The organism is Natroniella acetigena (assembly GCF_023227745.1).
Classification (GTDB): domain Bacteria; phylum Bacillota; class Halanaerobiia; order Halobacteroidales; family Halobacteroidaceae; genus Natroniella; species Natroniella acetigena.
The window spans coordinates 20,219-47,187 of record NZ_JALKBX010000007.1; the positions used below are offsets into that span (position 1 = coordinate 20,219).

The 26,969-nt window shown below is 35.5% G+C and carries 32 protein-coding genes and 1 other annotated feature; of the genes, 30 read left to right on the top strand and 2 right to left on the bottom strand.

Annotation, left to right across the window (positions count from 1 at the left end; genetic code table 11):
• Positions 1–3: 3 nt before the first annotated feature.
• The 3 genes from MWH25_RS02985 to rsmI are packed head-to-tail and all read left to right on the top strand — an operon-like array spanning position 4 to position 1,866.
• On the top strand, positions 4–756 hold the full coding sequence (locus tag MWH25_RS02985; RefSeq protein WP_248625643.1) for a tRNA1(Val) (adenine(37)-N6)-methyltransferase: 753 nt from the start codon (positions 4–6) through the stop codon (positions 754–756).
• 8 nt (positions 757–764) lie between these two features.
• Positions 765–1,019 (top strand): GIY-YIG nuclease family protein, encoded by a 255-nt coding sequence (locus MWH25_RS02990; protein WP_248625645.1) that lies wholly within the window; start codon positions 765–767, stop codon positions 1,017–1,019.
• Positions 1,012–1,866, top strand: coding sequence for a 16S rRNA (cytidine(1402)-2'-O)-methyltransferase (gene rsmI, locus MWH25_RS02995; RefSeq protein ID WP_248625647.1), 855 nt, complete (start codon positions 1,012–1,014; stop codon positions 1,864–1,866). Before MWH25_RS02990 ends, rsmI begins: the two co-directional genes overlap by 8 nt.
• Positions 1,867–1,921: 55 nt before the next feature.
• On the opposite strand, the gene MWH25_RS03000 is transcribed toward rsmI, so the two are convergent.
• A complete protein-coding gene (locus MWH25_RS03000) occupies positions 1,922–2,173 on the bottom strand; it encodes an AbrB/MazE/SpoVT family DNA-binding domain-containing protein (protein WP_248625747.1) in 252 nt (83 codons plus the stop codon).
• Positions 2,174–2,374: 201 nt separating this feature from the next.
• On the opposite strand from MWH25_RS03000, the gene MWH25_RS03005 reads away from it, so the two are divergent.
• From MWH25_RS03005 to MWH25_RS03085, 18 genes are all read left to right on the top strand, one after another.
• Positions 2,375–3,439, top strand: coding sequence for a DNA double-strand break repair nuclease NurA (locus MWH25_RS03005; protein WP_248625649.1), 1,065 nt, complete (start codon positions 2,375–2,377; stop codon positions 3,437–3,439).
• A 12-nt stretch (positions 3,440–3,451) separates the two neighbouring features.
• On the top strand, positions 3,452–5,296 hold the full coding sequence (locus MWH25_RS03010) for an ATP-binding protein (RefSeq protein ID WP_248625651.1): 1,845 nt from the start codon (positions 3,452–3,454) through the stop codon (positions 5,294–5,296).
• A 358-nt stretch (positions 5,297–5,654) separates the two neighbouring features.
• Positions 5,655–6,908, top strand: coding sequence for a methyl-accepting chemotaxis protein (locus MWH25_RS03015; RefSeq protein WP_248625653.1), 1,254 nt, complete (start codon positions 5,655–5,657; stop codon positions 6,906–6,908).
• Between the two features lie 470 nt (positions 6,909–7,378).
• Positions 7,379–7,589: a binding site (T-box leader), on the top strand.
• Positions 7,590–7,689: 100 nt separating this feature from the next.
• Positions 7,690–9,615 (top strand): methionine--tRNA ligase, encoded by a 1,926-nt coding sequence (gene metG / locus MWH25_RS03020; RefSeq protein WP_248625655.1) that lies wholly within the window; start codon positions 7,690–7,692, stop codon positions 9,613–9,615.
• Positions 9,616–9,623: 8 nt separating this feature from the next.
• Entirely contained in the window at positions 9,624–10,388 is a 765-nt protein-coding gene (locus tag MWH25_RS03025) for a TatD family hydrolase (RefSeq protein ID WP_248625657.1), read from the top strand.
• 110 nt (positions 10,389–10,498) lie between these two features.
• Positions 10,499–11,110 carry a TatD family nuclease-associated radical SAM protein gene (locus MWH25_RS03030; RefSeq protein ID WP_248625659.1) on the top strand — a complete coding sequence of 204 codons (612 nt, stop codon included), beginning with the start codon at positions 10,499–10,501 and terminating at the stop codon, positions 11,108–11,110.
• 11 nt (positions 11,111–11,121) lie between these two features.
• Complete coding sequence (gene rnmV, locus MWH25_RS03035) at positions 11,122–11,655, top strand: ribonuclease M5 (RefSeq protein WP_248625661.1); 534 nt, start codon at positions 11,122–11,124, stop codon at positions 11,653–11,655.
• A gap of 10 nt (positions 11,656–11,665) precedes the next feature.
• The gene (gene rsmA, locus MWH25_RS03040; RefSeq protein ID WP_248625663.1) at positions 11,666–12,520 is read left to right on the top strand and encodes a 16S rRNA (adenine(1518)-N(6)/adenine(1519)-N(6))-dimethyltransferase RsmA; all 855 of its coding nucleotides are present in this window, start codon (positions 11,666–11,668) and stop codon (positions 12,518–12,520) included.
• Positions 12,521–12,620: 100 nt separating this feature from the next.
• Positions 12,621–12,887 (top strand): Veg family protein, encoded by a 267-nt coding sequence (locus MWH25_RS03045; protein WP_248625665.1) that lies wholly within the window; start codon positions 12,621–12,623, stop codon positions 12,885–12,887.
• 198 nt (positions 12,888–13,085) lie between these two features.
• Positions 13,086–14,099: a S1 family peptidase gene (locus MWH25_RS03050; protein ID WP_248625667.1), complete on the top strand. Its 1,014-nt coding sequence runs from the start codon at positions 13,086–13,088 to the stop codon at positions 14,097–14,099.
• Between the two features lie 80 nt (positions 14,100–14,179).
• Positions 14,180–14,905, top strand: coding sequence for a CAP domain-containing protein (locus MWH25_RS03055; protein ID WP_248625669.1), 726 nt, complete (start codon positions 14,180–14,182; stop codon positions 14,903–14,905).
• 222 nt (positions 14,906–15,127) lie between these two features.
• Positions 15,128–15,253, top strand: coding sequence for a hypothetical protein (locus tag MWH25_RS12870; RefSeq protein ID WP_282706871.1), 126 nt, complete (start codon positions 15,128–15,130; stop codon positions 15,251–15,253).
• Positions 15,254–15,516: 263 nt separating this feature from the next.
• Positions 15,517–15,900, top strand: coding sequence for a hypothetical protein (locus MWH25_RS03060; protein ID WP_248625671.1), 384 nt, complete (start codon positions 15,517–15,519; stop codon positions 15,898–15,900).
• A 110-nt stretch (positions 15,901–16,010) separates the two neighbouring features.
• The gene (locus MWH25_RS03065) at positions 16,011–16,256 is read left to right on the top strand and encodes a hypothetical protein (protein ID WP_248625673.1); all 246 of its coding nucleotides are present in this window, start codon (positions 16,011–16,013) and stop codon (positions 16,254–16,256) included.
• 164 nt (positions 16,257–16,420) lie between these two features.
• Positions 16,421–16,786, top strand: coding sequence for a hypothetical protein (locus MWH25_RS03070; RefSeq protein WP_248625675.1), 366 nt, complete (start codon positions 16,421–16,423; stop codon positions 16,784–16,786).
• 51 nt (positions 16,787–16,837) lie between these two features.
• On the top strand, positions 16,838–17,773 hold the full coding sequence (locus MWH25_RS03075; protein ID WP_248625677.1) for a hypothetical protein: 936 nt from the start codon (positions 16,838–16,840) through the stop codon (positions 17,771–17,773).
• Between the two features lie 163 nt (positions 17,774–17,936).
• On the top strand, positions 17,937–18,188 hold the full coding sequence (locus tag MWH25_RS03080; protein WP_248625679.1) for a hypothetical protein: 252 nt from the start codon (positions 17,937–17,939) through the stop codon (positions 18,186–18,188).
• A gap of 31 nt (positions 18,189–18,219) precedes the next feature.
• Positions 18,220–18,969, top strand: coding sequence for a hypothetical protein (locus MWH25_RS03085; protein ID WP_248625681.1), 750 nt, complete (start codon positions 18,220–18,222; stop codon positions 18,967–18,969).
• A gap of 54 nt (positions 18,970–19,023) precedes the next feature.
• Here the strand turns inward: MWH25_RS03085 and MWH25_RS03090 are convergent, their stop codons facing one another.
• Complete coding sequence (locus MWH25_RS03090) at positions 19,024–19,491, bottom strand: DUF3794 domain-containing protein (RefSeq protein WP_248625684.1); 468 nt, start codon at positions 19,489–19,491, stop codon at positions 19,024–19,026.
• A 200-nt stretch (positions 19,492–19,691) separates the two neighbouring features.
• On the opposite strand from MWH25_RS03090, the gene MWH25_RS03095 reads away from it, so the two are divergent.
• The 9 genes from MWH25_RS03095 to MWH25_RS03135 all read left to right on the top strand — a co-directional run bounded on the left by MWH25_RS03095 (position 19,692) and on the right by MWH25_RS03135 (position 26,525).
• On the top strand, positions 19,692–19,991 hold the full coding sequence (locus MWH25_RS03095; RefSeq protein ID WP_248625685.1) for an alpha-helical endospore appendage domain-containing protein: 300 nt from the start codon (positions 19,692–19,694) through the stop codon (positions 19,989–19,991).
• A 38-nt stretch (positions 19,992–20,029) separates the two neighbouring features.
• Positions 20,030–20,248 (top strand): hypothetical protein, encoded by a 219-nt coding sequence (locus MWH25_RS03100; RefSeq protein WP_248625687.1) that lies wholly within the window; start codon positions 20,030–20,032, stop codon positions 20,246–20,248.
• Positions 20,249–20,281: 33 nt separating this feature from the next.
• Positions 20,282–20,611 (top strand): alpha-helical endospore appendage domain-containing protein, encoded by a 330-nt coding sequence (locus MWH25_RS03105; RefSeq protein ID WP_248625689.1) that lies wholly within the window; start codon positions 20,282–20,284, stop codon positions 20,609–20,611.
• Between the two features lie 169 nt (positions 20,612–20,780).
• The gene (locus tag MWH25_RS03110) at positions 20,781–21,074 is read left to right on the top strand and encodes an alpha-helical endospore appendage domain-containing protein (protein ID WP_248625692.1); all 294 of its coding nucleotides are present in this window, start codon (positions 20,781–20,783) and stop codon (positions 21,072–21,074) included.
• Between the two features lie 130 nt (positions 21,075–21,204).
• Positions 21,205–21,522: an alpha-helical endospore appendage domain-containing protein gene (locus MWH25_RS03115; RefSeq protein WP_248625694.1), complete on the top strand. Its 318-nt coding sequence runs from the start codon at positions 21,205–21,207 to the stop codon at positions 21,520–21,522.
• 220 nt (positions 21,523–21,742) lie between these two features.
• Positions 21,743–22,174, top strand: a complete 432-nt coding sequence (locus tag MWH25_RS03120; RefSeq protein ID WP_248625696.1) for an alpha-helical endospore appendage domain-containing protein — start codon at positions 21,743–21,745, stop codon at positions 22,172–22,174.
• Positions 22,171–24,027: a COG1361 family protein gene (locus tag MWH25_RS03125; RefSeq protein ID WP_248625698.1), complete on the top strand. Its 1,857-nt coding sequence runs from the start codon at positions 22,171–22,173 to the stop codon at positions 24,025–24,027. The genes MWH25_RS03120 and MWH25_RS03125 overlap by 4 nt, the downstream gene beginning before the upstream one ends.
• A gap of 203 nt (positions 24,028–24,230) precedes the next feature.
• Positions 24,231–25,700 (top strand): hypothetical protein, encoded by a 1,470-nt coding sequence (locus tag MWH25_RS03130; RefSeq protein WP_248625700.1) that lies wholly within the window; start codon positions 24,231–24,233, stop codon positions 25,698–25,700.
• Between the two features lie 174 nt (positions 25,701–25,874).
• The gene (locus tag MWH25_RS03135; RefSeq protein WP_248625702.1) at positions 25,875–26,525 is read left to right on the top strand and encodes a hypothetical protein; all 651 of its coding nucleotides are present in this window, start codon (positions 25,875–25,877) and stop codon (positions 26,523–26,525) included.
• Positions 26,526–26,969: the final 444 nt, after the last annotated feature.

The window sequence follows — 26,969 nt, forward strand, 5'->3', positions numbered from 1 at the left end:
GGGATGACAGAACTTGAACTCAAGTCAGATGAGCGATTAGACAAACTATTAATTGATGATTTAGAGTTGATTCAAAACCCTAATTATTTTTGCTTCTCTCTAGATGCAGTATTACTGGCTAATTTTGTTAAACCTAAAGGGAATGATCTGGTATTAGATTTAGGGACAGGCAATGGGATTATCCCTCATTTAATACAAGCGAAGTTTAAAATTAAGCAGATTTATGGAATTGATATTCAGGCTGAATTGATTGATATGGCTAGACGAAGTGTTACTTATAATAATTTAGAAGATAAATTAGAGTTTAGAGAACTTGATTTAAAGAGAGCTGTAGAATTTTTTGGAAGGGAAAGCTTTGATTACATTGTCAGTAATCCACCATATTTAAAGAAAGGTGGCGGAAGAATAAATCCTGAGACAAGTGTAGCGATGGCTCGTCATGAGCTAAAATGTAACTTAGAAGATGTGATTAAAGCGAGTAGTCAGTTAGTTAAATATGGAGGAAAAGTAGCTTATGTATATCGAACTCAGCGTTTAGCTGAGTTATTAGCATTATTGGCTGATTATAATTTGGCAGCCAAAAGAATGAGACTGATTTACTCTCGAAAAGATCGTAATGCAAAGTTATTTTTATTAGAAGCCAGTAAAGGTGGAGGGGTTGGTCTCGAAGTTTTATCACCATTTATTATTTATAATAATGAGGGGGACTATACTGAGCAGATAAAAGAAATTTATTATCCGGAGGGGAATGGATAAATTATTTTATGGGACACTATGTTTATATTGTACAATGCAGTGATGATACATTGTATACAGGGTATACAACAGATGTAAACAGGAGAATTAAGGAGCATAATCAAGGAAAAGGGGCCAAGTATACTCGAGGCAGAGGACCAGTTAAATTATGCTATACAGAAGATTATACAACGCGTAGTCAGGCTCAAAAAAGAGAATACATTATTAAACAGTTGACACGACAACAGAAGTTGAAGTTGATTAAGGGGGAGTTGGATGAGTGATGGAAATTTATATGTTTGTGGAACTCCAATTGGAAATTTAGCTGATATTACTCTACGAGCTTTAGATACGCTAAAAGAGGTTGATTTGATTGCTGCTGAGGATACACGGCGAACGCAGAAGTTATTGAATCATTATCAAATTAAGACCAAATTAACCAGTTATCATGAACATAATGCAATCAGTAAAAGCAATCAATTATTGGGCAAGCTAAAGGATGGAGTGAATATAGCCTTGGTCTCTGATGCAGGGATGCCAGGAATTTCTGATCCAGGGTATGAATTGATTAAACTATTACGTAAACAAAGTATACAGGTAATTCCTATTCCCGGGCCAACGGCTGTGACAAGTAGTTTAGTTGTTTCTGGTTTACCAACTGATAGGTTTGTCTTTGAGGGTTTCTTGCCACGTAAAAATAAGGAGCGAAAGAGCTATTTAGAAGGATTAAAGGCTGAAGAGAGAACGATAGTCTGTTATGAAGCTCCTCATCGCTTAGTAGCTACATTAAAGGATATATTAGAAATTTTGGGGGATAGACAGATAGTAGTCTGTAGAGAGTTGACAAAGAAGTTTGAAGAGAAGGTCGGTGGTTTAGTCAGTGAAGTATTAGAAAGGTTTGAAAGAGAGTCTCCACAAGGAGAGATTTCTTTTGTCTTAGAGGGTAAACAAGGTAAACAACAAGAGTTACAAGGGCCTAACTGGGAAGGTCTCTCTATTTTAGAGCACCTTAAACAGAGAATGAAAGAAGGCTTAACTAAGAAGGAAGCAATTAAGAGGGTAGCTCAAGAGCGTGATTTACCTAAAAGTGAGGTTTATCAGATTGGGATTAAAATTAAAGTTGATAAGTAATAGAGGTGCATTGATGAGCAATGCACCTCTATTACTTATGTATGTTATTAAAAAATTAAGCTGTTTCTGACATTTCTTCTAAACAATCAGGACAGATGTTTTTGCCTTTGAAATTAGTGATATTATCAGCATTATTACAGAAGATACAAGCAGGTTCATACTTTTTAAAGATGATCTTTTCTTGATCTACATAAATTTCTAAAGCATCTTTATTTTCAATATTTAACGTCCTTCTTAATTCAATTGGGATTACAACTCGTCCTAATTCGTCTACCTTCCTTACAATTCCTGTTGATTTCATTACAATTCCTCCTCGATTTCTTTTATTTGGTTATTCGACATTGTCTAGATAAATAATAACATATTTTTCAATATAAGTCAATAGCTACAATGATATTTTGGTTAATAAATCTTTTTTCGACAAAAGAACCAAATAAATTATACTAAAATTTATTCAAAAAGTCAATAAAAAAATCTTTTTACAGAAGAAGGGAATAAAACATTAACTGTGAAGAGAAAAATAAGGGTTGGTGATAATATGTTTGAGATAACATCTGGTTTGAAATCATTATTAAAGGATTGTAATCAGAAGTTGAAAGAGAAGTATCAAAATCAAACAAATTTAGAGCAAGAAGAGTTGAGGGATTTAATTGCTCAGAAGATAGGTGAGTTTGTAACCTTAACCGAAATGAGTGAGGTAGAGATTGAAGAGTGGCTAGCAGGGCAAGAGGTTGTAGGAGTGGATGGTTCGATCAATACACTAGGGAAGAATTATCCTCATTATATCACTTTATTACAAGCTTTAGCTAAGAGTACAGATAGAGATAAAGAGGGGATTATTAAGCATGAAGCTTTTAGCCCTTTGCTTGATGAAGATCGAGAAAAGATTCGTAAAAAGACTTATAAGGATAATTTGGCCCAGGAGAATAAGGATGCTATAGTTTATCCCCAAGAAGTGGCAGGTAAGATTAAAAGTTCTTTATTAGCTGCATTGGAGATCTTAGTAGCTAAAGAGAGTATCGTAGAGTGGAACCCGAAATTGATTATGATGGATGGTTCATTGATTAGATATCAGATGCAGGCTGAAGAGGAATGGCAGGAGTTAGTGGAGTTGGCCCTGAAAAATGATGTCTTCCTAGTAGGAATTATAGAAGAGATCGGAACGAATGATCTGAGTAAAAATTTAGCAGATGATTTACCTGACAAGATGATAGAAATGTATGATCGAGAGTTATTATTTGGTTTACTAAAGATGGAAGAGATGATAAAATTAAAAGAGATTAATAGTTTTAAAGGGGAGACGTTAAGTTCAGCATTTTTAAGAACAACTCGTGATCCAGGAGTGATTGGAATTGATATTTTAAAGGAACAAGAGCAGGAAATAGATTTGATTGCTGCTTTAGTTCAATCTTTAACTCCTGCAGCTGGTAGAGGAATTCCAATTTGGTTAGATATTGTTGATGGTGAAGTAAGGATCACTGATAAGATGATGGAACTATTAATTGATAATTATTTAGAGCCCGGTTTAAAGCAGAAATTACTTCATGCTAAATCTTTAGATAGAATTTATTAAGGTGGTGATTTAATGCAGGTAGTAGGTTTGACGACTCAACAGCAGGTCTATGTTGCTTCTCAAAAGCGAAAGTTTAGGATTAATGAGATGCTGAAGATAATTGATTCTGAGTTGGATTATCCATTAGGGGAGGTAGTTGAGACTCAATCTTATAATCGATATATTCCGTTATCGATGGATAAAAGCTTCGTTGATCAGGGAGTGATTGAATCTTTAAAGAGTATAGGTTATAATTTAGCAGAGGATGAGATAAATATTGCCAAAGTAAGGCTATTAGAAGAAGCTCCTTATCCGATTCAGACTGGGGTTGATGTAGATGTACCTAGTTTTGATGAGGTTAAAGATTTATTGGTCAAAGAAAAACCTGAAGAAGGATTAGTTTTAGGGGTAATTAAAGGAACAGAAGAGATGGCTGCAGGGATGGATGATAACTTAAAGGGAATTGCTCCTTTATTGAAAGATGAAGAGGTAATTGAACAACAAGGGATTCCATTTAACTTTGAGTTGAAGGCAATGCATAAATATCCTCATATTGGAATTATTGGCGGTTCTGGTTCAGGTAAATCATTTGGAATGAGGGTGATTTTAGAGGAGTTAATGAAATTAGAAATACCAACGATTGTTTTTGATCCCCATTTTGAAATGGATTTTGCTACTCCTTTTTCTGCCTTAGCTAAAGAAGAACAGGTTGATTTTAATGATAAGTTTGCAGTCTATCAGATCGGTCAAGATGTAGGGGTCAATTTTGCTGAATTATCAACTAAAGATTTAACTGACTTATTAGCAGCTGCTAGTGATTTGAGTGATTCAATGATTAATGCTGTTCAGAAGTTACATCTAAAAAGGGATAGTTTATTGACCTTTGACCAGCGATTAGGTGATTTACAAGAGGCACAGAGATTGGGTCAAAATAGAATTGAACGTGATCTGAAGAATGGAGCTGTCACAGGGAATCAAAAAGAAGAATACAATAATTATTTAGGTTTATTGAGGGAATTTGGTGATCTGCCAGCCAGTTCAATCAGTGGTCTAGCTTGGAGACTGGGTCGGTTAAAGAGAGAAGGATTATTTAGGCATAGTATTGATCAGATAGAAGAGGGGGTTAGAGGCAGGAAGTTGGTTGTAATTCAAGGGCCAATCTGGTTATTACAGGTCTTTGCTACATATGCATTGGGTACTTTATATCGGAAAAGACGTGATTATAAGGATGCTCAATACCGCTGCCAGGAGGCTGACTATTTTCCTCCTTTCGTAGTAGCTACCGATGAAGCTCATAACTTTGCCCCGAAAGGCTATCAATCACCAGCGAATAAGATTATCAAGGAGATTGCTCAAGAAGGACGGAAGTATGGTACTTTCTTAATTTTAGCGACTCAGCGACCGACTTTACTTGATGAGACGGTGACAGCCCAATTGAATACTAAGTTTGTCTTCAGAACGGTGAGGGCAACTGATATTGAAACGATTAAGCAAGAAACAGATCTAACAGCCGATGAAGCCAAGCGATTGCCTTATTTACGTTCTGGAGATGCTTTTGTATCTTCAGCAATCTTTGGGAGAACCTTAGCGATTAGGATTAGGGTAGCTAAGACGACCAGTCCTCATACTAAAAATCCTTTTGAGGAATTAGAAGAGCAGAGTAATCTTGAGTTGGAGCTATTATATGAAGCGATTGTTAATGAGTTACCGATTGCTGGTAATAATATAGCTTTTAAATTAGAGGCGATTAATCAGCGGTTAGGCGTAACGTTAGATGTTGAACAGTTACGTCAGAAATTGAATCTGTTAGCTGAGGAAGGATTGATAGTTGCTGAAGATTCTTTCTTAGGAGATAAGAGTTATCAGGTTAAGGGGTAATTACAATTATGTGTCACAAAGTGACACATAATTGAGTTGACAGTGTACAGTGAACAGTTTACAGTTAAGATCAAAACCTTAAAAAATTAAGACCTCTGAAATGTCTTATGTTCGTAGGTTTAGAGTGATTTTGATTTAAGTTTTTAATGGTTTTCCTTTGTCAACCATCCCTACAGGTCTTTGTCAAGACCTTTCGTGAAAACCATATCAACTGTAAACAGTACACTGATATTTAGTGGCAAAGTGCCACTAAATATCAGTAAAGCTTTAATTTAAATTCACAAAATTTTCACAAGGGATTATTCTTTTTTTGGCGAATAATTATTGATAGGAAAAGTTAATCAAAGGGGGGATTAAATTGAGTAAAAACATAAGCAATTTAGTTAATTTAAATGGGTTAAAGATCAGTCTGCGGGTTAAATTTTTATTCTGGACGATCTTAGCTTTATTAGTTGGCCCAGTAATTGGAGAGTGGTTGAATAATCTGATTAACCAACATATTTATCAAGGGGAATTTTCTGTTTATATTGCTACAGTTGTGAATACGATAACAATAACAGTTGTAATCGTATATTTGACTAATAGATTGATCATTGGTCCGGTTAAACAGATGGCTAATATGCTACAGGCGATGGGGGAAGGTGATCTTGATCTTGAGACTGTAGATGTCAAGCGGAGTGATGAGATTGGCTTTTTGCAACGGGAGTTGAATCAGATGATGATCAATATGACTCAGATGATGGAACGAATTGATCGTACAACAGAAAGGGTCAGTCAAATTAGTGATGATTTATCTACAGCATCTGATGAATCAGGTGAGATGGCGGAACAAGCTTCTGCTGCTATTCAACAGGTAGCAACTAGTTCAGAACGTCAAGTTAGTTTGGTTCAAAATTTAGCAGCTGATCTGCAAAATATTGGTGGAACAACGACTGATGAAGAGCAAGTTTCGATTAAGGATATTTCTCAGGCTGCTAATGAAGGTACTGAAATCATTAATAATGCTGTAAATTCAATGCAAGAGGTCAATCAAAGGATTACTAAATCAGCTACTACAGTAGAGCAATTAAATGATTTCACCCAAGAGATCAGTCAGTTTGTCGATGTGATTACTAATATAGCAGAGCAGACTAATTTGTTGGCCCTAAATGCTAGCATTGAAGCAGCACGGGCAGGGGAGCATGGACAAGGATTTGCAGTAGTGGCAGAGGAGATTAGACAGTTAGCAGTTGAATCTAATACAGCAGCTGAAGATATCGTTGGGCTAATCAAGGAGATGAAAGAGCGTTCTCAAAATACTGTGGAAGTAATGAAAGATGGACGTACTAAGGCTGAATCTGGAATGGAGATTATTAACCAAGCAGATGACGTATTTGTAAATATTAAAGGAAGGGTCAACAGCATGGATTCAACGCTGGAACAACTTGTTTCTAATATGGATGAAGTGGCTAGCTTTACTGAAGAGGTTGCTGCTTCAGCAGAAGAGGTTGCTGCAATCAGTGAAGAACAGTCTGCTGAAGCTCAACAGACTGCGGCTATTGCGGCTCAGTTGGATCAGATGCTCGATGATTTGAATGGGTTAACGGATGAGGTTGAATTATATGATCAGTAAAGCTAATTACCTTGACAAATCTAGTTTGATGATGTATATTTTTTAAGTAGGTTGGGATGATAATATATAAAAGCAGTTTATAATTGACAATTGATAATTGATAGTTAAAATCAAAGATAAAAAGTAATAAAAATTAATAGTAAGCAAAGGCAATGAAGGGGAGAGTAGAGAAGATAAGTGCCCAAGGTCTTTAGGGCAGTTATCGATCACGAAGGGTTCGAAGAACCCGGAGGGGTTTCTCCACTTGATAGATGAAATTGATAATGAACAAAAGCAATGAAAGGGAGAGTAAGTATTTCAATTCATTTACAGAGAACTGGGGAAGTTGAGAACCAGAATGAGGAGAGTACTGAAGATGGCCTTGGAGTAGAGAAGATAAGTGCCCAAGGTCTTTAGGGCAGTTATCGATCACGAAGGGTTCAAAGAACCCGAAGGGACTTTTCCACTTGATAGATAAAAGTTAATAATGAATAAAAGCAATGAAGGGGAGAGTAAGTATTTCAATTCATTTACAGAGAACTGGGGTAGCTGAGAACCAGAATGAAGAGAGTACTGAAGATGACCCTGGAGCTGACTAGTTGAAATTCAGTAGGCTAGAACGGTTAGCTACCGTTATTTAGCTAGAGAGTGGCTATTATAGCAATTAGGGTGGTACCGCGATGGAAACCTCTCGTCCCTAACTTTAGGGATGGGAGGTTTTTACATTTAATATTTAATAGTGAATAATGAATAGTTAAAAACATAAAAGCAAAAAAATAAAAAAAGGAGTTGAGAATAAAAAATGAGTGACAAGACTTTTTATGTTACAACACCGATTTATTATCCGAATGATAAGTTGCATATTGGTCATACTTATACTACTACAGCAGCTGATACGATTGTTAAGTTTAAAGAGTTACAAGGTTATCAGACAGAGTTGATTACTGGATCTGATGAGCATGGGCAGAAGATTGCTCAAACAGCGGCTAAACATGGTCAAGAGCCACTTGAGTATGTAGATGAAATAGTAGATACATTTAAACAGCTATGGGCCAAGCTTGAGGTCGATTATACAGAGTTTGTCAGAACTACAAGTGAAGAGCATAAGCTGGATGTCCAACAGATCTTTAAGAAGGTTTATGATCAAGGAGATATTTATAAGGATAAGTACCAAGGCTATTATTGTACTCCATGTGAAACTTTCTGGAAGGAAAGGCAGTTGGATGAAGATAACAATTGTCCGGACTGTAATCGAGAAGTTGAATGGATGGAGGAAGAGAGTTACTTCTTTAAAATGTCAAAGTATGAAGAGCAGTTATTAGACTTTATTGAAGAGAATCCGGACTTTATTCAACCTGCTAAGCGGAGAAATGAGATGATCAACTTTATTGAGGATGGCTTAGAGGATTTGTGTGTCTCTCGGACAACCTTTGATTGGGGAATTCCAGTTCCAGTTGATGATGATCATGTGATCTATGTCTGGTTTGATGCCTTAACTAGCTATTTGACAGGAATTGATTTTAGACGTGATGAGGAGAAGTTTAATCAGTTTTGGCCCGCTGATATCCATATAGTTGGTAAGGATATTTTACGGTTCCATACAGTGATTTGGCCCGCTATCTTGATGGCAGCTGATTTACCATTACCTAAGCAGGTATTTGGACATGGCTTCTTATTAGTAGAAGGGGGTAAGATGTCTAAGTCTAAGGGAAATGTAATCGATCCAGTCAAGCTGATTGATGATTTTGGGGTTGATGCTGTCCGTTATTACTTATTGCGTGAGATTGCTTTTGGCTCTGATGGTTCTTACTCTACAGAATCATTTATTCAGCGAATTAATGCGGATCTGGCTAATGATTTAGGTAATTTATTGAACCGAACAGTGGCAATGGTCGATAAGTACTTTGCTAGTCAGATTCCAGCTGCAACAGTAGAGACAGAGTTTGATCAGGATCTAGAGCAGGTAGCTCAAGATTCGTTAGTAGCAGTGGCAGAGAATATTGAGCAGTTACAGTTCAGTACTTCCTTAGAAGAGTTATGGGTCTTGATTAGACGGACGAATAAGTATATTGATCAGACAGAGCCTTGGGTTTTGGCTAAAGATGAAACAAAGCATGATAAGTTAGGAACAGTGTTATATAATTTGTTAGATAATTTAAGAAGGATTGCTATTGCATTAGTACCTTTCATGCCTCAAGCACCAGCTAAAATTTGGGAGCAGTTAGGAATTACAAAGGATTTGACAGAACAGAGCTGGGATGATGTTTTAGCTAAAGGGCAATTAGAAGCAGGAACTGAGGTCAATAGTGGTGAACCACTCTTTCCAAGAATCGATCTAGAAGAGTATTATGAACAATTGGAAGAGGAAGCTGAAGAGGAGGAAGATAAGATGGCAGAAGAAGATTATATTAATTTTGATCAGTTTGGTAAATTAGATTTGAGGGTAGCAGAGGTATTAGAAGCAGAAAAGATTGAAGGTAGTGATAAATTACTTAAGGTACAGGTTGACTTAGGTACTGAAGAGCGACAAGTGGTAGCAGGAATTTCTAAGTATTATGACCCAGAAGAGTTAGTTGGTAAGAAGGTTGTAATGGTTGCTAATCTTGAGCCAGCGACTATCTTTGGAGTTAAATCTAATGGAATGATCTTGGCAGCATCTAATGATGAAGGAGATTTGACAATAACAACGGTTGAGCGTGATATAGCAGCTGGAGCTCAAGTAAAGTAGGTGATAATATGTTAATAGATACTCATGCCCATTTGGATTTTGATCGTTTTGAGAAAGACCGTCAAGAAGTGATTGCTAGAGCACAAGAGAAAGGAATCAGTACGATCATTAATGTCGGTGCTGATATGCAATCGAGTGAGAATTCGGTTGAATTGGCTAAAGAGTATGACTTTATCTATGCTAGTGTTGGTGTTCATCCTCATGAGGCTAAAACGGTAACGGCTGATGATTATCAGAGGTTGAAGGAGTTGGCCCAGCAGGAAAAAGTAATTGCTATTGGGGAGATAGGACTTGATTATCATTATGATAATTCTCCTCGTGAGATACAACAGGAAGTCTTTAGAGAGCAGTTACAGGTTGCTAGAGAGGTTGGCTTACCGGTTGCGATTCATAGTAGAGATGCTAAAGATGATACGTTAGAGATTTTAAAGGAGGAAGCAAGCGGTTTAGAAGGTGTGATGCACTGTTATGCTTATGATTTTAATGTAGCACGGAAGGTATTACGGCTTGGTTTTCATATTGCTTTTGGGGGAGTAATTACCTTTAATAATGCTAGTAAGTTAAGAGATGTGGTTGATAAGGTCTCTTTAGATAAGATCTTATTAGAGACTGATGCTCCTTATTTGACTCCAGATCCTCATCGGGGCCAACGCAACGAACCAAGTTATGTTAAAGAGGTAGCAAAGAAGGTTGCCGAGATAAAAGGAGTTAGCTTAGAAGAAGTTGCTCAACAGACAACTGCTAATGCAAGGAAGTTATTTAATATTTATTAATAGCTAATTAAGGTACTGGCTACTTAAGTGACCAGTACCTTAATTTAATAATTGAGAACTGATTTTAATCGTATATTGTAAATTGTCAATTCAAATAGGAGTGGATATAGATGACGATAGCATATCAAATAGGGGATAGATTATATCTTAATTTGACCAATCAATGTAGTAATGACTGTAAGTTCTGTATTAGAAGATTTCAGGCGGGGGTTGGGGGCTATGAATTATGGTTTGATCAGGAGCCGGCAGTTGAGGAGATTATTGCTGAGCTAAAAGAGGAAGATATTGAAGATTATCAGGAGGTAGTCTATTGTGGCTATGGGGAACCGTTGGTCAGAGTAGATGCTTTAGTGGCAAGCAGTAAGTTTTTAAAGGAGAACTACCCTGAGGTTAAGATCAGATTAAATACTAATGGTCAAGCAAATTTAATACATCAGAAAAATGTAGCCCCTAAGTTAGAGGGATTGGTTGATATTATTTCGATCAGCTTAAATACTGCTACTGCCTCATCTTACCAGGAGTTGTGCCAATCAGAGTTTGGAGCAGAGGCATTTAGAGCAATAATTGAGTTCATCAAAGAGTCGAAGCAGTTTATTCCTAAAGTTATCATCTCGGTAGTTGATCACTCTGATGTAGATATAGCTGCGGCAAGGGAGATAGCAGAGGAGTTAGATGTTGAGTTTCGGGTGAGGAGCTTTTCGGAAAATGAGAGAGAGAGTTAAAGGAGAAAAAGATGATTAAAGAAGTGATTGTAGTTGAAGGTAGGGATGATTTGGCGGCGGTTAAGGCAGCAGTCGATGCAGAAATAATAGTGACGCAGGGGTTTTCATTATCAGATGAGGTAATGGCTAGAATTAAGTTGGCCCAGCAGAGAACAGGGGTTATTATCTTTACCGATCCTGACCATGCTGGTAATTTGATTCGCAAGAGGATTAAAGCAGAGGTAGCTGGTTGTAAGGATGCTTACTTGACCCAAGCTGATGCTTGGCAGGCGGGTGATATTGGGATTGAAAATGCTAAGCCAGAAGTAATTAAAGAGGCTTTGGCTAAAGCGAAGGTGACACATATAGAAGAGGAAGAGCAATTTAGTAAGGATGATCTAGTAATGACCGGTCTAATTGGTCAGCCAGGAGCTAAGGAATTGCGAACTAAGGTCGGTAAGGAGTTAGGAATTGGGTATGCTAATGGTAAGCAGTTTTTGCAACGTTTAAATAGTTATCAGATCAGTCGAGAAGAGTTTATTGTTGCTGTAGAAAAATTTAATTGAGGTGAAATTAATGGAAATTGCAAGGAAGACGAGAGAGATACTAAGAGAGCATAATCTAAGATTGAAGAAAGGTTTGGGACAGAACTTTTTAGTCGATACTAGTATTTTAGATCAAATAGTGGAAGCAGCTGAGTTAAGTGAAGATGAGACGGTGATTGAGATTGGGCCGGGGATTGGTGCTTTGACGGAGAAGTTGGCCCAGTCTGCTGGTCAGGTGATTGCTGTAGAGTTAGATCAGAGATTGATTCCGATTTTAGAAGAGAATTTAGCTGCTTATGATAATGTGAAGATTATTGAAGGGGATGCATTAAAGGTTGATTTTGATCAATTAGCAGCAGGAGATTATAAAGTAGTTGCTAACCTGCCATATTATATTACGACTCCAATTTTAAGGAGATTGTTAGAGGAAGATTTTAATGTAACAGATATATTTGTGATGGTACAGAAAGAAGTAGCAGAAAGGATGGCAGCTCAGCCAGGAGAAAAGAGTTATGGTGTTTTATCTTTTGGGGTACAGTATTATACTCAAGCTGAAATTCAATTTAAGGTACCTTCTTCCGTCTTTATTCCACAGCCTAAAGTCGAATCAGCTGTTATTGGGCTAAAGTTATTAGAGCAACCAAGGGTTGAAGTAATAGATGAAGATTTCTTCTTTAAAGTAATACGAGCTTCTTTTCAACAGCGAAGGAAGATGATCAGAAATTCATTGAGCAAGGCAGCTAATATTAATTTAAGTCGCGAGGTAGTTGAGCAGGCTTTAGAAGAGGTGGGAATTGATTCACGAATTAGAGGGGAAAAGTTGAGTTTAGAGGAATTTGCTAGCTTAAGTAATCAACTTTACATACTTAAGAAAGAGAATCAGTAAATAGTTGATAATTATGTCTTAGTTTGTTATAATTAATTGTTTGACTTGTTATTTTATTTTTGGTATAATTAGTAAGAGAAGTTCAGAAGGGTGGGTAGAGATGTCAAATAATATTTTAAATCAAATTAAGAGTGATTTGGATTCTTTTGTAGGTAAAGAGGTTCATTTAAAAGCTAATCAAGGGCGACGTAAGATTATGGAGAAAGAGGGAGTCTTAGAAGAAACATACTCTAACGTATTTGTTGTCAAAGTTGACGATAATCAAACTCCACGCCGTATTTCATATAGCTATGCCGATGTATTGACAGAAACTGTTGAGATCAAGATCAAAGAAAATAATATGAAGATTGGATGCATCAGTATTTAAAACTCCTCAGTTGAGGAGTTTTTTTTACTATTAAGGAAATTATGTTTTTCAGAGGTTGTGGATAACTTTTATTTTTAATGGTTTTCTTAACCTTAGATTTAGTTTTAGAGTATGGCAGAAGGTCATTTTTTTATTCCCCTTCCTTTCACAAAAATTGGTTAGTTGAATAAACTGATAGTAGCTGAAAGGAGGGAGATGATGAAGAGGATTAAGAGTGTAATTGATAAATATAAGTCTCAACTTTTTGCCTTAGAAAATGTAGTAGGAGTTGGCTGTGGATATAAAGAGGTTAATGGTAGAAGAAGTAATGAAGAGTGTATTGTGATCTTAGTGGAGAACAAGCTGGCTAAAGATAAGTTGAATAAAAATCATATCATACCACAGACTATTGAGCAGCAGAAGACTGATGTTATCGAAGTTGGCAAGGTAGAGTTATTGAGCTCTGATAAGGTTAGAACAACTAAATTAAGACCTGCTCAACCTGGAGTAAGTGTTGGACATTATAAGATTACAGCTGGAACCTTTGGAATAGTTGTTAAAGATAAAAAGACAAACGAGCCATTGATCTTATCTAATAATCATGTCTTAGCGAATATAACAGATGGAAGTGATGGTCGAGCTGAAAAAGGGGATATTATTTTGCAACCAGGAAGTTATGATGGAGGGAAGGATGAGCAAGATGTAATTGGTCACTTAGAGCGATTCATACCGATCTATAATGAACAACCTTCAACTTGTCCTCTATTGCGGGGACTTACTAGAGTGTTGAACGGATTTGGTAGATTATTTAAGTTTCCTTATCAGATGGAACCTCTGACAGTAGAGAATAAGGTTGACGCAGCTGTAGCTAAGCCTAAATCACTTGAATTAATTGGAACAGAGATTATGGGCTTGGGAGAAGTAGAAGGGACAGCTGAACCTATAGTAAATATGAGAGTCAAAAAAAGTGGTAGAACGACTGGAGTTACAGAATCAAGAATCAAAGCGATTGGTGTGACAATTAATGTTCAATTATCGGATACAGAATCGGCAGTATTTACAGACCAGATAGTAACTGATCCTTTTTCTATGCCTGGAGATAGTGGTTCTGTAGTGATTAATGATGATAATAAAGTTGTAGGTTTGTTATTTGCTGGTTCAGATAAGAGTACGATCTGTAATAGAATTGATAATGTCTTAGAAGCCTTAGATATAATTATTGAACCAAACTAACTACCAAAAGTTACCTTAATCTTTAAAAAGTTGTCATGGTATAATTAAACTAACTAAGGTAATAGGAGGCTGACTGGTAGATGAAAGCAACAAAATTAGTAAGTTTGGTACTTATATTTGCTTTAATTATGCCTACAGTATTTATGATAACAATGGAGACTTCTTATGCAGCTACTAGTAGTTTAGGGTTAGCTTCGGGAAGTGGTTTTTGGAATTTTTTACGGGGGTTACTAGGTTTTTTTCTTTTTGAACGCTTTGTAGGTCAAGATGATGAAGAGGTTAGTGAATCTGGGCCAAGTGATTCGGATACTGCTGAGCAGGATAGTTCAGAGCAGAACTCTAGAGAACCAATTGCTGAAGAGGAAGAAGAAGAGCAAGTAGTTCGAGGGTCTGATTGGACTGAAATAGAAGTAACCAGTATAACTGCTACCGAAAGAGAGATGTTGGAGCTGGTCAACCAAGAGCGAAGAGCTAGAGGTTTAAATGAGTTGAAGGTTGATTATAAGTTGGTCAAGGTAGCTAGGGCCAAAAGTCAGGATATGATCGATGAGGACTACTTTAGCCATAATTCTCCGAATTACGGTTCTCCTTTTGATATGCTGAAGAGAATAAATGTCAGTTATAACATAGCTGGGGAGAATCTAGCAGGGGCTTCGCGAGTAGAGTTGGCCCATCAGGAGTTGATGAATAGTCCTGGACATAGGGAGAATATCTTACACTCTGATTATACCCATGTTGGGATAGGAATTATTGAAGGTGGGCGTTATGGTAAGATGTATACCCAGATTTTTGCAAACTTAAAATAGTAAATATCTTTATAAAAAGGAGCTGATTTTTAATCAGTTCCTTTTTCGATCTTAACCTACAGTTAGGAAGGTAACTACATTCTCGTTTTTAAGGAACAATTTTACATCATTTCTAATAAGATATATTAAAGTTAGTAGAAAGGATGATTGTAATTAATGAACAATTATATTATTCAACTGTTTTTTTTAGTGGTAGTACTGAGCAAAATCATATATTTATATATGATTGTTAGTTATTATTTAATAATCCAGCAAAAAGAGAAGCAAAAATTAGAACGAGATGACCAAGTTGGCGCTAAAGATTTGGATAAAGAAGAGATTGAGCGTTCTTATATCAGTTTATTTTAAGATAAACAGTGGACTCTAGCTAATGATAATTAATCTAAATTAACAAAAAGAGAAGTAGAGCATATAATATAGTAATAAAAAGAGTACTCTCAGCTAAAAGGAAATATTGGAAGACTGAGTATTTAGTCTTAGGATGCTTTGCAATTATTGATGGTTTAAGTGTTTGTGGTTTTATGATTTTGAACTCAATTGTAAATTGTAAATTGTAAATTGTACACCAAGACGGGAGTGCAGAGAAACTTAGTTATCTGCGAAGTACTGTAGTGATAGGTTTAAATTTAGCTGAGAGTACTAAAAAACAGAAAGGAGGGGTAACGATGGCAGAAGAGACTACTGAACAGCAAAGACGTAGACCTCCTAAGAGACGTCCTAAGAAGAAAGATTTTGTAAAGGTTTTGAAACGTTTAGCTAAATGTAATAAGCCCGTAACTATCATAATTAGATCAGGAGCAAACTGTTGTGAATTGACAGGTTGTATAGGGGAAGTAACAGATGAGTTTGTTGTCTTAATTGCTAGTAATAATGTCTGTATCAGAAAATATATCAGAACAGATTGTATCTGTGCAGTAATCGAGCCAACTGAGGTCGATAAGGGTAAAAGAAGAAGAAGAAAAAAGAGATCAACAAGCTTAGAAGATGAGGATTAATCTAATAAAGGGGCGGCTGGAAGTTTCCGGTCGTCTTTTTTGATTTTATTAACATAATGACAAAGAAATCATATAATGTAATAACTCAAGTTAAGAAAGGAGGGATGAAGATGGCAGAAGCTCAAAGCCATAAAAGAAAGACTTTTGTAGGTGTGTTAAGACGCTTAGCTAAGAAGAATAAACCAGTTACAATTATAATTACCTCAGGAAGAAATTGCTGTGAATTAACTGGATGTATAGGGGAGATAGTAGGAGATGAATATATCACTTTGATTAATCCTAATAATGTCTGTGATAGAACCTTTATCAGAATCGACTGTATCTGTGCTGTGATTGATGAAACCTGTGGTTGCTAAGTAGTTAACAAATCAAATCAATGGTTATTGGTTGGAGCTTGCTCTGACCAATAACTACTTTAAACTTAATTTATTTTGGAGTTACATAGCAAGTTTGTGGTTTAACAATTTATAAAGCTGAGGCATATTATAGATTAGCCAGAATGAAGAAAGGGGGAGTTATAGTGGTTGAGATTGAACATGGTAAGAAGGAACAATTTTTGAAAGTATTGAGGCGTTTTGCAAAGAAGAATAAACCAATAACAGTTATAATTAAATCAGGTCAAAATTGCTGTAGATTTACTGGATGTATAGGTGAGATAGTAAGTGGTGAGTATATTACGCTAATTACAAGTAATAATGTCTGTGTTAGAACTTATATTAGGATAGATTGTATCTGTACTGTAGTTGATGAAGTTGAAGGTGTTGATAAACTTTACGAAGTTGAGGAAGTTGATGAAGTTAAAACTTATGAAAGTGAAGATGAAGAAGACGATAATGATAAAACTGGCAAGAGTGATAATAATGATGAGTGGTGGCATGATATATAAAATTATTTTAGAAAGAGTATTTAAAATCAAATTAGGAAGGGGGGAGAATGGGTGGAAGATGATTTGAAAGATGTAGATTTTTTAGAGGGGTTACTAGAAAGGCTAATGATTGAATTATTAGAGCATAAGGGCCAACCAACGAGAAATCCTTCTACTCCTTCATTAAATGACTTCTCTGAAGTAGATAGTGCAGATATTGACCTTAGTGCTAAGGATGCAGATCAATTATTGGAATTTCTTACTCAGGCACTTAAAAGAGCAGACTTTAAAGAGGAGATTTCGACTGCGGAGGAAGAGGAGTTAGCTGATAAATTTAAAGAAGAGAAAGGAGGACAGGAGATGGAAGATGAAGCGATCAAGATCAGGAAGCTAGGAGAGTTAAATAATTTAAAAGATAAAATACATAAGTTAGAAAAAGAGTTAGAAGAGGTTAAAAAAGATAAACACCAAGCGATTACTAAAGAAAATGATCAGCAAGGTGATTTTAAAGAACTACAAGAAGAGCTTAAAGAATTAAGGGACGAATTAATTGCAGTCAAAAAGGAAAAAGTAGAGAGTTCAAGCTCTAGAAGCAGGCATGACTTTAAAGCAGAATTAAAAAAGCATGTTAAAAACTTTGATTTTGTTAAATTGATCATCATAACTGGGGATAGCTGTTGTGAGATTATTGGGGCCTTATTTGAGATTTATAGTGATTTTGTAATCGTACTTGCTAATGGTAATCGATTGATCAAGGTTCCAATCAAGAAGATAGCAGCCTTAGAGAAGATAAAATCGAAGAAGAAGAGAAAGAAGGATGATAAATCGGACTCAGATGATCAGTTATCTACACAGGAGCAGAATTCTCCGGCAACAGAGAAATATCAAGAGGAAGCTGGTACTGCAGCTAAGAAAGAGCAAGATGATGAAGAAGCGGAAGATGAAAAAGATTCTCAAGCGGAGGAAGATGATGAGTTAGAGCAACAAACAAATCTTCAGGTCTTATAAATTTGAGCTAAAATTTGATAGGTTAATTCCATTTGAGCTAATTCTATTAGGAGTTAGCTCAATTTTTAATTTGAGATAAAGCAATTTTGTAATATTTTATTTAGTAGTAGATTAAATTTTAATAGAAGCTCAAAAATTGAGAAGTGATCAGGGGGTTGAAATAGTGGGGTATCATTCTAAAATTACTTTTAAGGAGCAGATAAAAAGACAAATAGGTCAATTTACTGTGATTATAATTAAATCAGGGGCCAACTGTTGTGAACATAAAGGGATTGTATGTAGTGTTGAGAAAGATTTCTTGGTACTGCTTAATAATAACTTAAAGACTGAAATCTTTCTTGATGCTATCGTAGCTATAAAAAGGCCAATTGAAGGAGTTAAAAGACACCAAGGTCATGGTGACTGTTCTAACTAAGGTTATTAGTTATAAAAAAAGGGGGATGACCATGGAAGAGTATAGTGAGGAAGTATTAGATTCTTCACAATTTGCCAATTCGACAATAAATAATTCCAGTTTTACTATAGAAGAGATAGATTTTTTATTGAACAATCTCAGTGATTATGAAGTTGATAATTCTCTAAGTGAGACTGAACAGGAACTAATTGATTTTTTAGTAATCCAATTAGAGAAATTAAAGAAAAGAAAGGAAGAAGAGAGGAATCAAGCTCAAACTATAGATGAAACTAAGGTTAATTCTCAAGCTGAAGAGTTAGAATCAAGCTCAAGAGTAGAAAGATGTAAAAAACCAAAAGATAAAGATTTAATTAATTTAAAAAGAAGACTTGAAGAGAAGAGAGGAGAGTTTTTAGTAGTCAATGTAATGACAGGAGGTGATTGCTGTCAATTAAAGGGAGTATTATGTGATATAGCAGATGAATTTATTACTTTAATTGATAAGAATCTGTTGATTTATATTAAAATAGAAGAGATAGCTTCAATTAAGAGGAAGGTCGATTCTTTTAAATGTTATCAGGATATTAGTCAAGGAGGGGGTTCTAGGATAAAGCAGCAAAAGCAATCTTATACTGATGATGACTATCAAAACCAATTTTCTTTTGAGCAAGTAGAGAAGCAATTAGAAGATGATCCAGAGGAAGTTGAAGATGAGCAAGCACAAGGTTTTGACTATCAAAATCAGGCTAGTGGAGTGAAGATAAATAAAGCGGAGAAGTTTTATACTGATTTTGAAGAATAGATTAAACTAGTAAAGGAGAAGAAGAGTCTCCTCCTTTGACTGTGAAATTTTTCCTCAACAAGGTGAAGAACATCTCTTTTTAGGGATAACAGCAAGGAAGAGTAGAACACATTTATTAATTTTTCTTTTAGTGGTCAATTGGACGATCACATCTTCTATTTTGATTTTGATATCTTCAATTTTAACTCTTTTGGGTAATCTAATAAAAGTACAAAAAGGGAAAGTAAATTTGGCAGCATGGACTGTCTGTTCTGGTTTATTAGCTACGTAAAATATCTTTTGTGTTATCTTGCCTTTGATTATTACTTTAGGGCCTTGAGGGGTCTTGATTATTTTATGGGAGCTAATACTTGGTCTGATCAGTATTTTAGCTAATTGTTCTATATCAGGTTTTGCTTTGGGGATGACTAGGCTTTTTTCTTTGATTATCTCTTTACAAACAGCATTGGATGGTAAGCATTTCAGATCTTCTTCGATGGTGACTAACTCATATAACTTATCCTTTTCGTTAAAATCTTCCAATCTAAAGACCTCCTTTCACTTTGTTCTAATATATTTATATTCACAACTGGGGATTTTGTTCCTACGAGTTAGTACTAGTTCTAGATTTAGTTGTTTTAAAAAAGTAATATCTGCTAGTAGCTTTCCATAATTATATAAAGAGTTAATAGATTAAAATTAGATATACTTGCTATATGTTTAATGCAAGAGGGGGAAGAATAATGTCAGATTTTAAAATATCAACAGAAGATGAAATAAAGCTACTAAATGAGAGGTTAGAGTCAATTTCTCTTGAAGAAAGCTCTTTAGCCTATTTTTTTAACTCTCAAACGGAAAAAATTCAAAGAATCTCTGAGAAAGAATTATCTTCCCCTCAGGATATGATTAACTTTCAACATGAAGTATTAGCTATTATGAAGGATAGTGTAAAGCTACAGATTTTATTACAGTGTAAAGTAGAAGAAATATTAACAGGGAGTAGTTTTAAGGGTAAAAAAAAAGATGTGATTATGATAATATAATTGCTTTAAGCAGTATTGAATTAGATAGAGTACTGGATTTGATAGAAGCAATTGTTTTCTTGGAAGCAGTGTTAGATAATTTTTTAAGTGTTGAACTTAAAGAGAGTAAGAAATTGATTCATAACGATTATTTTTCCAAGGAAGAGTCTTTAGATTTTCAAAAGGTTACTGAGTCAATTATTAAGAATGGAAAGAGATTGAAGAATTTATTACAGTCTCTGCTAGAAGAGGTGCAAAGTTGTTTAGAGCAAATTTAGAGAGATTATTATCCTTTATGGAGGCGAGAAAGAATGTCAATGCCCAAAATACCGAAAAGGGATCAAGAGGGTGCTTTGATAGATCTATTGGAGTCGGTTGCATTAGAAGAGGCGGCGTTGGCCCATCTGATAAATGCTGAGGCTGAAAAGGCTCAAAAGATTGCTAAGGACTGTAATGTTACTGCTCAAGAGATGATTGAATTTCAAAAGAGCATCTCTAAGGTGATGAAGAATATTATAAAAAAAGAGATGTTATTGCAATTTAAGCTAGAAGATATTTTAGAATTTAAGAAAGATAGTAAAGATAAGTTGAAGAATGATTGTGGTAAGCTGAAGAAGACTGACTGTGAAGACAAGTTTTAAGAGGATTATGACTATTAAAAATAGAATGATTGATTACAAAATCATCCTGAAAAGGATGATTTTTATTGTTGTAACGCTTAACTATCTTTTACCATAGTATATATGGAATCAATAAATAGAGCTTTAATTTTATTTGAGGCTTAATACTTAAAAAGGGGAGAGGGTAGAGATGTCAGAGCCAGTAATACCAGATAGAACTCAGGAGGAAGCTTTAACCGATTTATTGGAGTCAATAGCATTAGAAGAGACTGCATTGGCCCATTTTATGAATGCAGAAGCAGAAAAGGTGCAAGCGATAGCTGGGATGATGGAAGATGGAACTGTAGGGCCAGTTCAGGCAATTGAACTTCAAAAGAGTGTAGCAAAAGTGATGAGAACTCCAATTAAAAAGCAGATGTTATTGCAATTTAAGTTAGAAGATGTATTAGAGTTTAAAGAAAAGTTAGAACTAGATAATAGCTAATACATAGCCTCCTATTCTTTTAGAATAGGGGGTTTTTAGTATTTAGAAATAGAATTAAAATGTTTACTTGTAACAAAAAACCAATTGAAACATATTATATATCAAATTCAAGAAAAAGGAGGATTTCAAGATGTCAGCACCTGAAATACCAGATAGAACTCAGGAAGAGGCATTAACTGATTTATTAGAATCAATTGCATTGGAAGAGACAGCGTTGGCCCATATTTTGAATGCTGAAGGAGAAAAGATTCAGGCAATAGCTCAAATGATGGAAGATGGAGATATTGATCCTGAAGATGCAATTGAACAGCAAGAGGCTGTCATGAGAATGTTAAGAATGCCAATTAAAAAGCAGATGTTATTACAGTTTAAGTTAGAGGATGTTTTAGATTTTAAAGAAGAGTTAGAGTTTAATAACGATAATGATAACGATAATGATAACGATTAAGAAAATTATACTTTAAAGATTATTAAAGGGGCTAAGAAGCCCCTTTAATAAATTATAATGATATTGGAAGCTTGTTAACATTTTTTACAAAAGGGATATAATAAAGTAGAAATGAATAAAGTGGGGTGAAAAAATAGCATTTAGATTATATGTATAATGAATTTGTGATTGATGGTTGTTGTTGAGTCTTAAATTATATTTTAGAAAGGAGGAATGTTAAATGTCGGCACCGGAAATACCAGAAAGAACCCAGGAAGAAGCATTAATCGATTTATTAGAATCAATAGCATTAGAAGAGACAGCGTTGGCCCATATTTTGAATGCCGAAGGTGAAAAGATACAGGCAATAGCTCAGATGATGGAAGATGGAGATATTGACCCTGAAGATGCAATTGAACAGCAAGAAGCTGTTATGAAAATGTTGAGAATGCCAATTAAAAAGCAGATGTTATTACAGTTTAAGCTAGAAGATGTCTTGGATTTTTTAGAAGATTTGCCACCAGTACCACCTGAGCCACCAATTGAAGTGCAAACTAATACAGTTACTGCTACAGGTTTTTTTAATAATATAGCTGTTACAGATACTGCTACTGCTTATTATAATGTTGAAGTAGTTGAAGAGAATAATAATGAGGAGGTGAATGTACAATGACTAGACCTTCCGTAGAAGAGATTATGAGATGGCTAATTATTGGGATGAGACCATCAGAGGCAGGAGAAGCTGTGACCATCGGCAGTAGTCAAGAGATTGGAGCTAACCGTCAGACTTTGTCAGGTGGAAATCCAGGAGATCCTTTTGTATCACCAATAACCCCAAGCATTACTCCACCATATCCATCACCATCTAGTCCTAATCTTCGTAGTGTGTTTTTTCCTGACCCAAGCGAACCGACAAATCCTAATCTAAATCGGTGGCTGTGGGACTCTAATGAAGAAGCACATTTCCTCCCCGATGCTAATTTGCTCTTTCGCGGCGTGGATTGGACTGGTAATGTCGCAGTAACTAGTTCAACAGGCACTTATTCACTCCAAGATATAAATGTATTTGCAGATATAGGATTTGCTACCACATGGGAAGAAGCTGCAGATGATGTAGAGAATTCTTATTATTTTGATGAAAATTCTTTATCAGGCGTTTTAATGTCAGATGCTTCACCAGATCCAGCTAGAGGCTGGGTGGCTCCATTCGATCATACCCAGTTAATTAATGATTTGCGCGAATGGAGAGAGTTTATAAGAAATTTACCGAGAGATGCCTTTTTCAATTCTGGAGATCCAGCAAATCCCCGTGATGTAATCAATCGTAATTCTATTGCTACAGTTGCTGGAGGAAAGCTTGTATATGATGTAGCAGGTATGGATATTAATGATGATGGATTTGTCGTAATCGATATCCAATATGATGGAACAGATTTTGAGGTTAATAACTCTGATTGGATTATTAAGAATAGTGATCCGGATGAGGAAGAGAAGCTAGTTATTTTCCGCATACGTGGAGAAGCTAATATGAACATGAGCAACTCTTCTATTATGGTTGGAGAAGGACTAGAATGTCCCGATGACTTAAGCGTAATCTTTGTTAAGGCCCATCCAGAAGAAGAGTTCGGTGGTAGTCCTGATGGGAGTTCAGATCAAGTATTTGATGCAAATAATTTAGTGATAAATGGTGTAGGATTTTGGGATCTTAATACGATTGGAGATGCAGAAACAGACGATGATTTTCCTGCTCCAGTGGACGAAGGCCAATATATTGGCGAGGATATACCAACGGTAGGTACGGATCGTGATGAACAAGATAATTATACTGAAATAAACTTTGATAATGCACAAGGCTGCAGTCAGTTTATTAGTCCTTTTATAGATTTTGATAATGTTAGATTTGTTCGCTGTGCACTATGTCCAGAAGTTGTAGGAGATCCAGTAATAGACGTAGAAAAGTTTGTATCACCAGACGGAGGTACAACATTCTTAGATGCAGATACTCCACCAGGGCCAACTATCCCAGAAGGAATAGACCCAGTCTTTAGATATTTTGTAAGAAATATAGGAGATGTGCCACTAGAAAATGTCACATTAACGGATAGTGTGCTAGGCCCGATTACGATTCCAATAACAACATTAGAACCAGGGGAATCGATTACAGTTCATGTAACAGGTACCTGGGCTGAAGGTCAACAAAGCAATCTTGCAACAGTAACAGGTGATTATGAGGATATCACCGTAACCGATGATGACCCAGCTCATTACGTTGGTGTAGTTGAAGTAGAACCAGCTATTCAAATTCAAAAACTAGTTTCAGTTGATGGTGGAGAGACATTTATTGAGGCAGATACACCTCCAGGGCCAACCTTACCACCAGATGTTGATCCGATATTTAGATTTATAGTAACTAATATAGGTAATGTAACATTGACCGATATAGAGATAGTTGATGATGTATTAGGAGTAATTGCCACTTTTCCTAGTCTAGCTCTAGGTGAGTCTCAGACAATAGATGTACCATAGAATTATTTAATTACTTTTAATTTGAAAATATATTTGGTATTGAGTTAAAAGGGGTTTAGGCAGAAGAGCCTAAGCTCCCTTTAAATATTTGCTGTAGACTAAAAGAGAATCACAAATCTTCTTTAATAACATATTATAAATAGCAAACAAATTTAAATAATGTTTTGTTTACTGACTTATCTCCATTAGAAAGGAGTAGGTTGATGAATCTTATAAACCTGTTCAATATTATTAACCAATTATTTAATCTAGAACAGGAAGATTTAATAGAATTAAAAGAATTTTTAGAAGAAATGATTGTTGGCAATAAAGAACAAGTTAGAACAGAAGTGGATACTGATTCTATAAAGAATGATCAGATTGTATATAATCAATTTTTTATAAATTTACATAATTACCCCAATCAAAGTCCTATGGAAGGAGGTGATGTCAAAGAAAATAAAACTGAAATAGATAAAGGTGTTCCTATATCACAAAAGATTGATTTAAAGAATCATAATCAAAAAATTAAGAAAGGAGGTGACAAGATGGTAGATGAAAGTGGAATAAGTAAACAAGAGATTGAAAAGATAGCTAAGGAGGGGTTGCTCGCCCAAAATAACGACTGTTCAAATAATAATGAGATTCCAATAGATGATACAGTTGAATTTTGTTGCTTTATCGAGGTACCAGCAAATTTTGATATAGTTGAGATAAATGATGGAAGAAATTATGAATTTGCTTTCAATGTTGAAGACAAATTAACTTGCTGTTTAGAAAAGGATACAGTTGAATGTACAGTTAAGGTTAATTGTAAAACAATCACACTTGGTGTAGATGTATTCATAGTCAAGATAGTAGGTTGTATTGAATATATTATCAGTATTTCCGATGCAGTTGAAGGGGATAAAGGTGGTAGGATTATCAACCCTACTGTTCCAGCTGAACGTCAAGCAGATGAGGAGGTTTCAATCTGTTGTACTGATACTGTTTGTGTAAATAATATTGTAGGTGCTGTTGTTCGTGATGATGAATGTAATGATGACCCTTGTGCTGGTTTTAATCCACTGGATGTTGAAGGTAAAATAGATGTGACTGAGACAGAAGTGATAGAAGGGCCAGAAACAGAATGTCCTAATGTGAAGTTGATTAAGATTAAAGGGGAATTTCAACTTCCAACCCATCAATTTAATGATGTACCACCTCCACCTGATCGAGAATGTGAATGTAGTTTAAGAGGTGGTGGTAGTGGAGAAGTAACTAATGAAGATGATCTATTCTTTGGAGGAAGAGCTGTGCCGCTACTAACGCCAGGGGTATGTCCCGACTGTGGGGTTATTGAAGATAGCTCCTTAAGTTATTTAGTTACCCGTGCGGGAACTCGATTAAGATTAGAAACTTTTCCAGAAACGTTTGAGATTGAGTGTCCTGATCCATTTAGAAAAAAGCCAAAACCACACAAACCTAATGAAATTGTAATTACTGGTCAAGGTCAAGCAACTAAGTCTATCCCTGGAGAAGATGATATTGTTGGTGAAGTAGAATTTAGATTTGAAGTTATAGATGGAGGAGAAGGGCCAGATGCAGATCAATTTAGAATGGAGATTACGCCTAAGGAAGGCGAGCCAGAAGAGTTGGCCCATGATAGTGGTCTGGTAGATCATGATGGTAACTTAATTGTTGGAGACTGTTAAAGTAGGCAGTTGAAGGGAGTCACGATTCTTTTTCTATAACATAATATATTAGTTAGTAGATAAGCTTGAATAATATTTTATCACTAACTTATGTTATTAGAAAAGAGTAGGTTGACCAAATTTGTGAGTTTGTATTATTAAGTGATTATTTAAGTTAAAAGAGGAGGTGACAAGATGGTAGATGAAACTGGAATGAATGAAGAAGAGATTGAAAAGATAGCTAAGGAGGGGTTGCTCGCCCAAAATAACGACTGTTCAAATAATAATGAGATTCCAATAGATGATACAGTTGAATTCTGTTGCTTTATTGAGGTGCCAGCAAATTTTGATATAGTTGAGGTAAATGATGGAAGAAATTATGAGTTTGCTTTCAATGTTGAAGATAAATTAACTTGCTGTTTAGAAAAGGATACAGTTGGATGTACAGTTAAGGTCAATGATAAATCAATCACACTTGATGTAGATGTATTCATAGTCAAGATAGTAGGTTGTATTGAATATATTATCAGTATTTCAGATGCAGTTGAAGGAGATAAAGGTGGTAGGATTATCAATCCTACTGTTCCAGCTGAACGTCAAGCAGATGAGCAGGTTTCAATCTGTTGTACTGATACTGTTTGCGTAAATAATATTGTAGGTGCTGTTGTTGATGATGATGAATGTAAGGATGATCCTTGTGCTGGCTTCGATCCACTGGATGTTGAAGGTAAAATAGATGTAACTGAGACAGAAGTGATAGAAGGGCCAGAAACAGAATGTCCTAATGTGAAGTTGATTAAGATTAAAGGAGAATTTCAACTTCCGGCCTGCCAATTTAGCGGTTAATGCTTTTAAACCTAGAGGAATTGTACCTCTAGGTTTTTGTTTGTCACATAAAAGAAATATTTAACATATTATGTATTAATTTAAAAAGAATTGTGGGTTTAATGACTAGAATAAATATTTTGTATATTACTATAGTCAAAGATATTTATTTAGAAAGGGGGAAGTGAATGTCAGGTTACTGGGCTGCCAATATACCTTTTTCTGACCCTCCGGGCCCACCAGATCTTGTTTAAAATTTAAAAAGTTAGATGATTGAAGCAAAAGCTTCGTTATCAATAGTAGTGAAGCTTTTAATATTTTAAATTTTTCAAAATTATAATTATATCAAGTTTGATAATTGCATAAAATGACTAGTAAGAAGAAAGGAATATAGTGAAAGTAAAAAAATCACAAAAGGTTTAACTTTACCTCAGTTAAAAGAATAATATTATTATAAAGGTTAAT

Excerpts from the sequence above, each read along its gene's own strand:
- MWH25_RS03120 (WP_248625696.1), top strand. The coding sequence starts at position 21,743 with ATGTCGGCACCGGAAATACCAGAAAGAACCCAGGAAGAAGCATTAATC.
- MWH25_RS03115 (WP_248625694.1), top strand. The coding sequence starts at position 21,205 with ATGTCAGCACCTGAAATACCAGATAGAACTCAGGAAGAGGCATTAACT.
- MWH25_RS12870 (WP_282706871.1), top strand. The coding sequence starts at position 15,128 with ATGATTGTTAGTTATTATTTAATAATCCAGCAAAAAGAGAAGCAAAAA.
- rsmI (WP_248625647.1), top strand. The coding sequence starts at position 1,012 with ATGAGTGATGGAAATTTATATGTTTGTGGAACTCCAATTGGAAATTTA.
- MWH25_RS03050 (WP_248625667.1), top strand. The coding sequence starts at position 13,086 with ATGAAGAGGATTAAGAGTGTAATTGATAAATATAAGTCTCAACTTTTT.
- MWH25_RS03125 (WP_248625698.1), top strand. The coding sequence starts at position 22,171 with ATGACTAGACCTTCCGTAGAAGAGATTATGAGATGGCTAATTATTGGG.
- MWH25_RS03105 (WP_248625689.1), top strand. The coding sequence starts at position 20,282 with ATGTCAATGCCCAAAATACCGAAAAGGGATCAAGAGGGTGCTTTGATA.
- MWH25_RS03030 (WP_248625659.1), top strand. The coding sequence starts at position 10,499 with ATGACGATAGCATATCAAATAGGGGATAGATTATATCTTAATTTGACC.
- MWH25_RS03095 (WP_248625685.1), top strand. The coding sequence starts at position 19,692 with ATGTCAGATTTTAAAATATCAACAGAAGATGAAATAAAGCTACTAAAT.
- MWH25_RS02985 (WP_248625643.1), top strand. The coding sequence starts at position 4 with ATGACAGAACTTGAACTCAAGTCAGATGAGCGATTAGACAAACTATTA.
- MWH25_RS03135 (WP_248625702.1), top strand. The coding sequence starts at position 25,875 with ATGGTAGATGAAACTGGAATGAATGAAGAAGAGATTGAAAAGATAGCT.
- MWH25_RS03130 (WP_248625700.1), top strand. The coding sequence starts at position 24,231 with ATGAATCTTATAAACCTGTTCAATATTATTAACCAATTATTTAATCTA.
- MWH25_RS03045 (WP_248625665.1), top strand. The coding sequence starts at position 12,621 with ATGTCAAATAATATTTTAAATCAAATTAAGAGTGATTTGGATTCTTTT.
- MWH25_RS03085 (WP_248625681.1), top strand. The coding sequence starts at position 18,220 with ATGGAAGAGTATAGTGAGGAAGTATTAGATTCTTCACAATTTGCCAAT.
- MWH25_RS02990 (WP_248625645.1), top strand. The coding sequence starts at position 765 with ATGGGACACTATGTTTATATTGTACAATGCAGTGATGATACATTGTAT.
- metG (WP_248625655.1), top strand. The coding sequence starts at position 7,690 with ATGAGTGACAAGACTTTTTATGTTACAACACCGATTTATTATCCGAAT.
- rnmV (WP_248625661.1), top strand. The coding sequence starts at position 11,122 with ATGATTAAAGAAGTGATTGTAGTTGAAGGTAGGGATGATTTGGCGGCG.
- MWH25_RS03110 (WP_248625692.1), top strand. The coding sequence starts at position 20,781 with ATGTCAGAGCCAGTAATACCAGATAGAACTCAGGAGGAAGCTTTAACC.
- MWH25_RS03065 (WP_248625673.1), top strand. The coding sequence starts at position 16,011 with ATGGCAGAAGCTCAAAGCCATAAAAGAAAGACTTTTGTAGGTGTGTTA.
- rsmA (WP_248625663.1), top strand. The coding sequence starts at position 11,666 with ATGGAAATTGCAAGGAAGACGAGAGAGATACTAAGAGAGCATAATCTA.
- MWH25_RS03010 (WP_248625651.1), top strand. The coding sequence starts at position 3,452 with ATGCAGGTAGTAGGTTTGACGACTCAACAGCAGGTCTATGTTGCTTCT.
- MWH25_RS03055 (WP_248625669.1), top strand. The coding sequence starts at position 14,180 with ATGAAAGCAACAAAATTAGTAAGTTTGGTACTTATATTTGCTTTAATT.
- MWH25_RS03025 (WP_248625657.1), top strand. The coding sequence starts at position 9,624 with ATGTTAATAGATACTCATGCCCATTTGGATTTTGATCGTTTTGAGAAA.